8 protein-coding genes and 1 pseudogene are annotated in these 10,588 nt (G+C 64.0%); 5 read left to right on the top strand and 4 right to left on the bottom strand.

The genetic code is table 11. The features are described 5' to 3' along the window. Nucleotides 1–153 precede the first annotated feature (153 nt). From ACFWO3_RS04495 to ACFWO3_RS04505, 3 genes are all read right to left on the bottom strand, one after another. A complete protein-coding gene (locus tag ACFWO3_RS04495) occupies nucleotides 154–606 on the bottom strand; it encodes a PaaI family thioesterase (protein ID WP_378574226.1) in 453 nt (150 codons plus the stop codon). Nucleotides 607–777: 171 nt separating this feature from the next. Next, complete coding sequence (locus tag ACFWO3_RS04500; RefSeq protein WP_378574229.1) at nucleotides 778–2,055, bottom strand: alpha-hydroxy-acid oxidizing protein; 1,278 nt, start codon at nucleotides 2,053–2,055, stop codon at nucleotides 778–780. A gap of 7 nt (nucleotides 2,056–2,062) precedes the next feature. After that, nucleotides 2,063–2,968 (bottom strand): alpha/beta fold hydrolase, encoded by a 906-nt coding sequence (locus ACFWO3_RS04505; RefSeq protein ID WP_378574232.1) that lies wholly within the window; start codon nucleotides 2,966–2,968, stop codon nucleotides 2,063–2,065. 89 nt (nucleotides 2,969–3,057) lie between these two features. Between ACFWO3_RS04505 and ACFWO3_RS04510 the strand changes: the two genes are divergently transcribed. Then, a complete protein-coding gene (locus tag ACFWO3_RS04510; protein ID WP_378574234.1) occupies nucleotides 3,058–4,203 on the top strand; it encodes an alkaline phosphatase family protein in 1,146 nt (381 codons plus the stop codon). Here ACFWO3_RS04510 and ACFWO3_RS04515 read toward each other — a convergent pair. Next, nucleotides 4,200–4,826: a DUF3060 domain-containing protein gene (locus ACFWO3_RS04515; RefSeq protein ID WP_378574236.1), complete on the bottom strand. Its 627-nt coding sequence runs from the start codon at nucleotides 4,824–4,826 to the stop codon at nucleotides 4,200–4,202. The genes ACFWO3_RS04510 and ACFWO3_RS04515 overlap by 4 nt on opposite strands. 366 nt (nucleotides 4,827–5,192) lie before the next feature. Here ACFWO3_RS04515 and ACFWO3_RS04520 point away from each other — a divergent pair, with 366 nt between their 5' ends. The 4 genes and pseudogenes from ACFWO3_RS04520 (at nucleotide 5,193) to ACFWO3_RS04535 (ending at nucleotide 10,571) form a co-directional block, all read left to right on the top strand. Next, nucleotides 5,193–6,296, top strand: a complete 1,104-nt coding sequence (locus ACFWO3_RS04520) for a DUF4185 domain-containing protein (RefSeq protein WP_378574238.1) — start codon at nucleotides 5,193–5,195, stop codon at nucleotides 6,294–6,296. Between the two features lie 52 nt (nucleotides 6,297–6,348). Continuing rightward, nucleotides 6,349–6,972, top strand: coding sequence for a class I SAM-dependent methyltransferase (locus ACFWO3_RS04525; RefSeq protein ID WP_378574240.1), 624 nt, complete (start codon nucleotides 6,349–6,351; stop codon nucleotides 6,970–6,972). Between the two features lie 85 nt (nucleotides 6,973–7,057). Further along, complete coding sequence (locus ACFWO3_RS04530) at nucleotides 7,058–8,890, top strand: acyl-CoA dehydrogenase (RefSeq protein ID WP_378574242.1); 1,833 nt, start codon at nucleotides 7,058–7,060, stop codon at nucleotides 8,888–8,890. 309 nt (nucleotides 8,891–9,199) lie between these two features. Next, nucleotides 9,200–10,571 (top strand): annotated as a pseudogene (locus ACFWO3_RS04535) (ISL3 family transposase). Nucleotides 10,572–10,588 lie beyond the last annotated feature (17 nt).

A 10,588-nucleotide genomic window follows, 5' to 3' on the forward strand; every position in this document is an offset into this window, starting at 1 on the left:
TCGACGTCGAAGCACTGCGCAAGCGCGGCCGCCATCATTGGAGGCGGCCCGGGGGCGGTGGTCTCTGTGCGGATGGACGCGGAACCACTGGCAGCGCTGAACGCGCGCAGAGCGAGAACATGTGTCCCGGTCCGAGGCCAGCCGCAGCCTGATCTATCCGCCGAGAGGAAGCACCATGCAGGTCGTTGTTGCATGTGCCACCAACTTGCCGTCCGCATTGTTGATCCGCCCCTCCGCCGTCGCGGAACGTCGGCCAAGGTGCACCACGGTTCCGACTCCGATAAGACGCCCGCCATTGATCGGCACCGACCGGATGTAGTTGACCTTCAACTCCATCGTCGTATACGACGTTGCTGCAGGCAACGCCGAGTGCACGGCGCATCCCATCACCGAGTCCAGCAGTGTGGCTGAGACCCCGCCGTGCATCGTGCCCAGTTGATTCGCGAACAGTTCCTGCGGCTCCAACGACATCACGACGCGGCCTTCTTCAAGGCTGTCGATCGATAACCCAAGCAGCTGCCCGATGTGTGGTTTCCCTTCCTGGGCCGACTCGAGGTGCTGTAGTACCTGCAATCCTGTCGCCGTGGTGAGGTCCAAACCGGTCAATTTCTACCCCTCGATTCACGCATCGGCCACACGAACCGACGGATACGTCCCCCCGCGAGCTAGGAAACAGCGGCGGTTTCGGGAGCGTAACAGGAAGATGGGGACAACCCACCAACGACAGCGTCTCGCACTCGTTGTCGACGGACGCGAACACCCAGCTGCTGACAAGCTCTAGGCCCTCCGCAGAGCGTCCCTCGTGATCTCGGCGACGGACGCCAGCCCACTGAGGCCCATCGTGAGGTCGAACTCGGCGATGACATTTGCGGTGACGTCGCGGACGCCTTCCCCACCAGCGAGCGCAAGCCCGTACAGATGGGGACGTCCCAGCGTCACTGCATCCGCACCGAGCGCTAGCGCCTTGAACACGTCTGCACCACCACGGATTCCGCTGTCGAGGACGATCGGCACCGCACCCTTCACAGCGGGCGCGATGTCGTTGAGTGCGTCGAGAGAGGACACACCGCCGTCCACCTGACGGCCACCATGGTTGGACACCACGATTCCGTTCATCCCGATATCGACGGCACGGCGGGCATCATCGGGATGCAGTACACCCTTCAGCAGCACCGGCAATGAAGTACGTTCACGCACCGACTCGAGGTCTGCCCAGCCCAGCGACGGCCGCGAGTAGATATCCAGAAACGTCTCGACCGCGGCCCGCGGTTCCGGCGACCGAAGGTTGTCGAGGAATCGACCGGGAAAGCGGCTGGTCATGGAGATCAACGCGCGCACCGCGCCAAGCGTCACCTCGGTGTCGGGCTTCGGCAGGGCCGCAGCGATCCGCTCCCTGACGATTCGCATGAACACCGGGTCGGACGTGTACTGCGCTATCCCCTTGCCCTGCGCGAACGGCAACGATCCCAGGTTCAGATCCTCGGGGCGCCACCCGAGCATCGTCGTGTCGAGAGTGACGACGACGGCGTCGGCGCCCATGTTCTCTGCACGCTCCAGCAGACTGTCCACGAGGTCGTCCTCGGTGCTCCAATACAGCTGGAACCATCGCGGCGAATCCCCCATCGCGGCCGCACTCTCCTCCATCGGGGCACTGCCCTGATTCGAGAAGATGTACGGCACACCGAGTTCCGCGGCCGCCGAGGCGATCGCCACATCCGCGCCCGGACCGGCCAGTTCGGCTGCTCCGACAGGCGCCAACAACAGAGGCGACGGCAGACGCTTTCCGAAGAGCTCCACCCCGAGGTCACGCTTCGACACGTCCCGAAGCACACGGGGAACGATCTGCCAACGGTCGAAAGCATCCCGATTGGCCTGCACGGTCCGCCCAGAACCCGCACCGCCGTGCACGTACGCCCACGCGGCAGCACTCATCTTCTTCTTCGCCGCCCGCTCGAGGCTCTCGAAATCGGTGGGCACTTTAGGCCTACGCCCGAACACTCCGTCTCGATAGATGACGTTCTGACGTTGCCGACCGGCAGATTCCTCGGTGGTCATCGGCACCTCACCCTGCCGCGTCCCAGATCTCCTGAATACCCGTCAGAATCTCCTCTGCTTTGCCCAGCCCACCGAGGTGGCTCTCACCCGGCATCGGGTAGAACCTCGCATCCGGCAACAGTGACACCATGTGCTCGCCGTGCCGGTACGGAATGATGTGGTCGCAGTCGCCGTGCCACCATCGCACGGGTGTCTTCACGTCACCGACGCGGAATCCCCAGTCCTGCGCGAAGAGCACGATGTCCGCGAAAGGTGCGCCCATCTGCTTGCGACCACCGTTGAGCAGGTCGTCGAGAAACATGGCCTTGAACTCGGGACGGGCAAGCAGTCGGCGATCCCCAGCAGGCGAGGCCAGTCCGTACAGGTCGATGATCGGTGATGCGAACGGGCGGGCCAGGCGGATCACGCTACTGGCGAGAGCGCCGACCGGCGCACCTCCCACCGCAAGCAACGGAGCGACCAGTACGCCCAGATCCACCGTCCCACCCTTGATGGCATCGGGCCCCTGAGACGGAGCGACCCCTCCGAGAATACCGAGGGCGACGACGCGGTCGGGCATCGCGTACGCGCAGGCCAGCGAGTACGGCCCACCGCCGGACAGCCCGACGATGGCCATCTTGTCCACACCCAGGGTGTCCGCCACCGTTTCCATATCGGCGGCGAAGTCGAGAACCGAGCCGTAACGATGCGCCGTCGACGAACCCACACCCGGGCGATCGATTCCGATCAACCGAATGTTCTCGCGCTCAGCGAAAGCACGCGCCTCCATCGGAATCTGCCGACGCGCACCAGGCGTTCCGTGCAACCAGAAAACCGCTCTGCCCTGCGCCGATCCGAACTCGGCGAAGCCGAGTCGACGACCCTCTCCAACCGCGACCGTGCCCTCCAACTGAGGACGAGCGATGTCAACCATGAGAACAGCATTACACGTGACCGCGCTCACCAACTCGGGAGGTTGTCGGTAGCACCACAGTGCGGGTCCTCGTATCGCATCATGGAGGCATGTCCGGCACGGCGCAGACCCACGACGTCTACTCGCAGGCAACCCTGTCCACCGTGATGCCGTCGGTCCTCTCCGCCCTGGGCGTCGATGGCGAGTCGAATCGACTGGACCTGCCCGCCACGAATCGAGCGGTCGTCCTGCTCGTCGACGGGATGGGCTGGAACGTGCTGAGAAAGCACGGCGCAGACGCCCCGTTCCTTGCCGAACTCGGTGGACGCCCGATCCGCGCAGGCTTCCCGACGACGACGGCCACCAGTATCGCGTCGTTGGCTACGGGTTTGCCATCCGGTACCCACGGGATCACCGGATACCAGTCCTACGTGCGGGAGAGTCGTGGCGTGGTGAACTGGCTGTCGTGGCGACGCGCCGGCGATCGGCGCGACGAACTCGAGCGACTGGTTCCAGAGCAGATCCAACCGCACGCCACCGTCTTCGAACGTGCGGCCGGCGCCGAGGTGACCACCACGCTCGTCGTACCCGGGAAGTTAGCGGGAACCGGCCTCACACGGGCGGTCCTGCGCGGCGGTACATTCACCGGCGCGTTGACCCACGGCGACCTGGTCGCACACACGGTGGCGGCCGCCCGCTCCGCTGACCGCACACTCACCTACTGCTACGTGAGCGAGCTGGACACGATCGGTCACGTCTACGGTCCCGGCACCGCACCCTGGCGCGCGCAACTGCGGCTGGTCGATCTGCTGGTTCGGGAACTCGTTTCGGCTCTCGGGCCGACGGTCAGTCTGTACGTGACCGCCGATCACGGAATGGTGACCGTCGACGACGATCACAAGATAGATGCGGATACCGTGCCCGATCTGACGAAAGGCGTGCGCTCGCTGGCCGGTGAACCGCGATGCCGACATGTCCACACACGGCCGGGCGAGACCGATGCGGTCGCAGCGAGATGGAAGGGAGTTCTCGGTGAGGATATGTGGATCGGCACTCGCGCGGAAGCCGTGACAGCTGGCCTGTTCGGTCCCCGCGTCACCCCCGAGGCGTCGGCAAGAATCGGCGACGTGCTGGCAGTCTCCTGCGGGCCGACGGCCGCCGTACGCCGCAAAGCCGAATCGCGGCTGTCGGCACTGCTGGGACACCACGGCGGCCTGACCGACGACGAGCTACTGATTCCCGTACTTCACACCTAGGCGCCGTCGACCGGGCCCGTGATCTTGTTGTCCGAACCGGTGTTACGTCCAGGCCGTGCCACACCGGAACTCCAGTCCACCGAATTGTTCGACCCCGTCAACTCGAGCGCGGCGAAAGCCGAACCGATCACGTGATTGTCGTTGCCTTCCACGCCGATCGAGGCCACCTCGTCCACGGCTACGAGGTTTCCGCTTCCGGTCACCTTCAGTTGTTCGGCTCGCTTACCCGTCACCGAGACCACGTTTCCTCGAATCTCCACCGAGCCGGCGGAATCGACTGTGGTGGAGTTGCTTCGACCGGAGACAGTCAGTGCACCTGTCTCGCGGCCGGTCACGCTGATGTCTTGTCCCGCAACTATCACTGCATCCGAACGCTCGACGTCGACGCGCACACCGTTCGCCTCGATGGTTACCGTTCCGCACTCGCCTGCCAGCACCACACCGACGCCGTCACGGTTGATCAACACGTCACGACCCTCGCAGTCGCCACCTTCGTTGAGCTCGACGACATCTCCCGCTGCGGCCGATCCGTTGGCCTCGGCATTTCCGGCTCCGGCGCACCCCGCAAGTACGCCTGCGAGCACCGCGGTCAGCACTCCGACCATCGGTGGAGCACACCGCATGAATCCGCCTCCTTCTGCTCGAGCTTCCCAGCGGAAGCCGATTCCCGGAGAGCAAGCTAGCAGCGCTCCGGCCGAAATCTACGGGCGGCACACCGTATAACTCCGCCCCGATTCCCCGTGAGTGGTTGGCGAGTCCCCACACTCGCCAACCACTCACAGGGGAATGCTTGTACCGCGACCTTCCAGTTACCGCTACTGGTGGGTAGTATCGAATCGATAACGAAACCCTGATACCGTCGATACGCCGGGTATCCAATGAGCACGCTGGACAACCGGAGCACCATCACCAACAAGCACACCAGCAGTGGATGCGCGTCTCGGGAGTAACTGTGCGCCCACGGCCCACAGCATGGGGGTAGTCATATCGTGAAGCGGACCAGATCACTTGCCGTTGCATCTCTGGCGGGGGCAGCACTGCTCGTCCTGACAGCTCCGGCGTCGGCCAATCCCAATGCCATCAATCCCATCCCAGGTCTCAACGGCACGACGGGGTTGCCCCAGCTCCACGGCCGAACTCAGGTCGTCGCGCAGCAAACCGGACTGCTCAGTGCCAACAACACCCAGAACACCAACGTTTTCGGCACCGACCTCGGCGTCATGTGGGACAACGGCAAGGGCGAGATCCTGACCGCTTTCGGTGACTCCGCGGGCCTGGGTGTCCCCAATCTGCTTTCCGGAAGCTTGTGGCAGTGGCACAGCAGCGTTCTGTTCCGCAGTCGCGACAACAACCTCTCCGACGGCATGAACTTCGACAACACGCCGCGCGACCTCCTCGGCCAGTCCAAGGAACTCATCCCCAGCCCCAAGGTGCCGTTCGTCGAGATCAGCCGCATCCCCACTGCGGGCGTCGCGGTCGGCGACACGCAGGTCATGAGCATGATGTCCGTCAACCACTGGGGCCCGGCCGGCACCTGGGAGACCAACTATTCGGGGCTCGTCTACTCCCACGACAACGGGGAGAACTGGACGGAAGCGCCCGAGACCAACCGCCCCAACGAAGGCGGCAACCGAAACTTCCAGATGAGTTCCTTCGTGAAGTCCGGCGGATTCGTCTACCAGTACGGCACGCCTCCCGGACGCGGCGGGCTCGTTCACGTCGCCCGGGTCCCCGAAGCTCAGATCATGGACCTGAAGGCCTACGAGTACTTCGACGGCGGCAAGTGGGTCAAGGGCAATCCGGATGCCGCCAAGCCGATCGTCGCCGGCGGCGTCGGCGAGATTTCGGTCGCCTGGAACGACTACCTCGGCCAGTTCGTCATGCTCACCACCGACGAGTTCAACTCCGTCGTGATGCGCAAGTCGTCCTCCATCACCGGGCCCTGGAGCCCGCCGGAGGTCCTGGTCGACACCCGCGAGTTGCCGTCGGCATACGGCGCATACATCCACCCGTGGTCGTCGGGACCGGACCTCTACTTCCTCACCACGGTGCACTCGAACTACAACGTGCTCCTCATGCGGGCGAAGATCTGACGGATCTCGCCTGAACAGCGGCGCGGCAACTGGGCGGCGCTAGCCTCCAGTCATGGACGCACGCGCATGGGATGATCGCTATTCGCAGGACGAGTTCGTCTGGGGTGCCCCACCCAACGATGTCGTCGTCGAGCAACTGACTGCGCTCCCGCACGGGCGAGCCTTGGATCTGGCCTGCGGGGAGGGCAGAAACTCGCTGTGGCTCGCCACCCGCGGGTGGCAGGTGACCGGCATCGATTACTCGGGCGTCGCCGTGGAGAAGGCCCGCGCCGTCGCGTCTCGATCACCCAGATCGGTGCGCGAACGCCTCGACTACCGAGTCGCGGACATCACCGACTGCGAATTGGGCGAAGGCTATGACGTGGCCCTCCTGATTTACGTTCATTTACCACGATCTCAGCGGCAGCACATTGTGAAGCGCGCCATAAATTCCCTGAAACCTGACGGAATCCTCATGATTTTGGGGCACGACTCGAGCAATATCGAGAACGGCGTGGGCGGTCCGCAGGATCTCGAAATCCTCTACACCCCAGATGAATTGAGATCGGAATTGCCGTCCGACTTTCTCGTGGACGTCACGGAACGACGCTTGCGAGAAACAGAGGCCGGAATTGCGATCGACGCGCTTGTCGTCGGGCGCCGTCCGAGTCTTGGCACACAGATGAATCGGGCGTAATATCTGCAATGTTACCGACGAGTAATAACAACTTGGGCGGTACTCGAAGACAGACCGCACCATCTCACTGGGAGAGACAGAAGACATGGGCCATTACAAGAGCAACGTACGGGACCTGGAGTTCAACCTCTTTGAGGTTCTCGGACTCGACGAGGTTCTGAAGACCGGCGCGTACGGCGACCTGGACTCCGATACCGTCCGCGAGATGCTGAGCGAAGCCAGTCGCCTCGCGGAGGGACCGGTGGCCGATTCGTTCGCCGACTCCGACCGGAACCCGCCGACGTTCGACCCCGAGACGCACACTGTCACGCTCCCGGAGGCCTTCAAGAAGTCCTACAAGACATTCGAGGACGCCGGCTGGGCCAAGGTCGCCCAGCCTGAGGAGCTCGGTGGCCTCGCTGTTCCGAACGCAATCGGCTGGGCCGTCAACGAGTTCTTCCTCGGCGCCAACCCGGCGATCTCGATGTACGCCGCATGCGCACCCTTCAGCCAGGTTCTCTGGGAGAACGGCACGGACGAGCAGAAGAAGTGGGCCGAGACCATCGCGGAGCGCAACTGGGGCGCCACCATGGTCCTGACCGAGCCCGATGCCGGTTCCGACGTCGGCGCAGGCCGCACGAAGGCCGTCAAGCAGGACGACGGCTCCTGGCACATCGAGGGCGTCAAGCGCTTCATCACCTCTGGTGACTCCGACGACCTGTTCGAGAACATCATGCACCTGGTGCTCGCTCGCCCCGAAGGCGCAGGACCGGGCACCAAGGGCCTCTCGCTCTTCTTCGTCCCGAAGTTCCACTTCGACTTCGAGAACAACACCGTCGGCGACCGCAACGGCGTCTTCGTCACCGGTGTCGAGCACAAGATGGGCCTGAAGGTTTCGGCCACCTGTGAGGTCACTTTCGGCGGCCATGGCGTTCCCGCCAAGGGCTGGCTCGTCGGCGAGATCCACAACGGCATCGCCCAGATGTTCGACGTCATCGAGAACGCTCGCATGATGGTCGGAACCAAGGCCATCGCGACGCTGTCGACGGGCTACCTCAACGCTCTCGAGTACGCCAAGGAGCGTGTGCAGGGCGCCGATCTCACCCAGATGACCGACAAGACTGCGCCACGTGTGACCATCACGCACCACCCCGACGTGCGCCGCAGCCTCGCCATGCAGAAGGCGTACGCCGAGGGCCTGCGTGCCGTCTACCTCTACACGGCTTCACACCAGAACGAGGACATCGCCGCGCACGTCTCCGGCGCTGACAAGGACCTGGCGTTCCGCGTCAACGACCTGCTCCTCCCGATCGTCAAGGGTGTCGGTTCCGAGCGTGCGTACCAGTACCTGACCGATTCCCTGCAGACCTTCGGTGGCTCCGGCTTCCTGCAGGACTACCCGATCGAGCAGTACATCCGCGACGCGAAGATCGACTCGCTGTACGAAGGCACGACCGCCATCCAGGCGCAGGACTTCTTCTTCCGCAAGATCGCCCGTGACCGCGGCGTCGCTCTGGCGCACGTTGCCGGCGAGATCAAGAAGTTCATCGACAGCGAGGCCGGCAACGGTCGACTCAAGGCCGAGCGCGCACTCCTGAACACGGCCCTCGAGGACGTGCAGGCAATGGCCGCAACCCTCACCGGACACCTCATGGGTGCCCAGGAGCAGCCGTCCGAGCTGTACAAGGTCGGACTCGGCTCGGTGCGATTCCTGCTGGCCGTCGGTGACCTGCTCATCGGTTGGCAGCTGCTCCGCCAGTCGGAGATCGCCATCAAGGCACTCGACGAGGGTGCAGACAAGGACAAGGCGTTCTACGAGGGCAAGGTCGCCATCGCGTCCTTCTTCGCGAAGAACGTTCTGCCCGAACTCACCGCAACGCGCGGCATCCTGTCGAACCTCGACAACGACATCATGGAGCTCGACGAAGCCGCATTCTGATACGGCTTCTGCTCCATACGGCGCTGCCCCTCCCCGCACTCCTTCTGTGAGTGGTTGACGAGTCCAGAGACTCGTCAACCACTCACAGGGGAAGGGGAGGGGCAGCGCCGTTTCCTGCACCAAGAATAGTATGTTGCCGATAAAGTCGGCCCGGACCGAGTCCGATAACCGCCCGGCACCGGGCAAGCACTGCATACCGAGCATCCCCGCAACGGTTCGCATTGGCGATACCCGGCTCTTCCGACTTGTTGGGGGTCTGGTGTGACCGATCGGGATCGTGTCGGTGATTGATTGAGGGCTCGCGCCCTTGTGAACTGGGTGTTCTTCACGCATCCAGCAACAACAAAGGCGCGAGCATGTCCAAGAGTAGTTCAGTGCTGTTCGGTCTCGACGGTGTCGTCGTCGAGACCGTGCAGATCGGTCCCGACGGTATTCGCACCGTCCACATCGAGACCGCCCCGCAGTGGGTGGCGTCTGCCCGACGTGCGCAATGCGCTCGACACGGTCGAAGGGGTGGGTGATCACCCGACCACGCGATATCAAGATCGGCCCCGGCCGCCCGCTGATGCAATGGAGAAAACGGAAGTGGTTGTGCACCAATGGTTCCTGCGACCGAAAGAGCTTCACAGAATCCGTACCGGAGATACCGTCCCGGACGCGGGTGACGGTGCGGGCGAAGACGGAGATGGCGTCGGAGGTCCTCGACGACGACCGCTCCGTGAAGGCGGTCGCTGCTGCGTACGGCTGCACCTGGAACACCTGTCACCGTGCCGTGGTCGTCACCGCCGACCCGGTACTGGCCGCCGAACCCGAGCCCGTGCTCGTGTTGGGTATCGACGAGACCCGGCGGGGGAAAGCGAAATGGGAAACCTGCCCGGAGACCGGCACCCGATCGTGGGTGGATCGGTGGGACACCGGCCTGGTCGACATCACAGGGCATCAGGGTTTGTTGGCGCAGGTCAACGGCCGCACCTCGGGTGTGGTCACCGACTGGTTCGGTGAGCGCGACGACCGGTGGAAGGCCGCCATCACACACGTCGCGATCGACATGTCCGCGGTCTACGCGAAGGCGGTGCGCGACGCGCTGCCGCACGCACAGCTGGTCGTCGACCGGTTCCACCTGGTCAAAAAAGCCAACGAGATGGTCGACACCGTCCGCCGACGGGTCACCCAGGCACAACGTGGCCGCCGTGGCCGAAAGAGCGACGTCGAATGGATCAACCGCCGCCGGCTGCTGCGGGCCGCCGAGCGGCTGACCGATGAGCAACGGGCGAAGTTGTTTCAGAAGTTGACCGCCGCGGACCCGAACGGGGACATCGCTGCCGCCTGGATCACGAAAGAACTACTGCGGGATGTGCTGTCCTGCACCGATCGCGGCGGTCTCAGTTATGAGGTTCGGGAGGCGCTGCACCGGTTTTACACCTTCTGCGCGGCCTGCACGGTCCGGGAAATCAAGAAGCTGGCTATGACGATCTCCACGTGGCAGGAACCGATGATCCTCGCCATCGAAACGGGCCTGTCCAACGCCCGCAGCGAAGGCTACAACCGGATCGTCAAACACGTCGGCCGGATCGCGTTCGGATTCAGAACACCGGAGAACCAACGCCGCCGAGTACGGTGGGCCTGCACCCGCCAATCACGGCGGGCGTCATCCAGGGCCAGACAGCTCCGCCCCTGCTAACTCGGAAGAGCCCGATA

The organism is Rhodococcus sp. NPDC058521 (assembly GCF_042719695.1).
Classification (GTDB): Bacteria; Actinomycetota; Actinomycetes; order Mycobacteriales; family Mycobacteriaceae; genus Rhodococcus_F.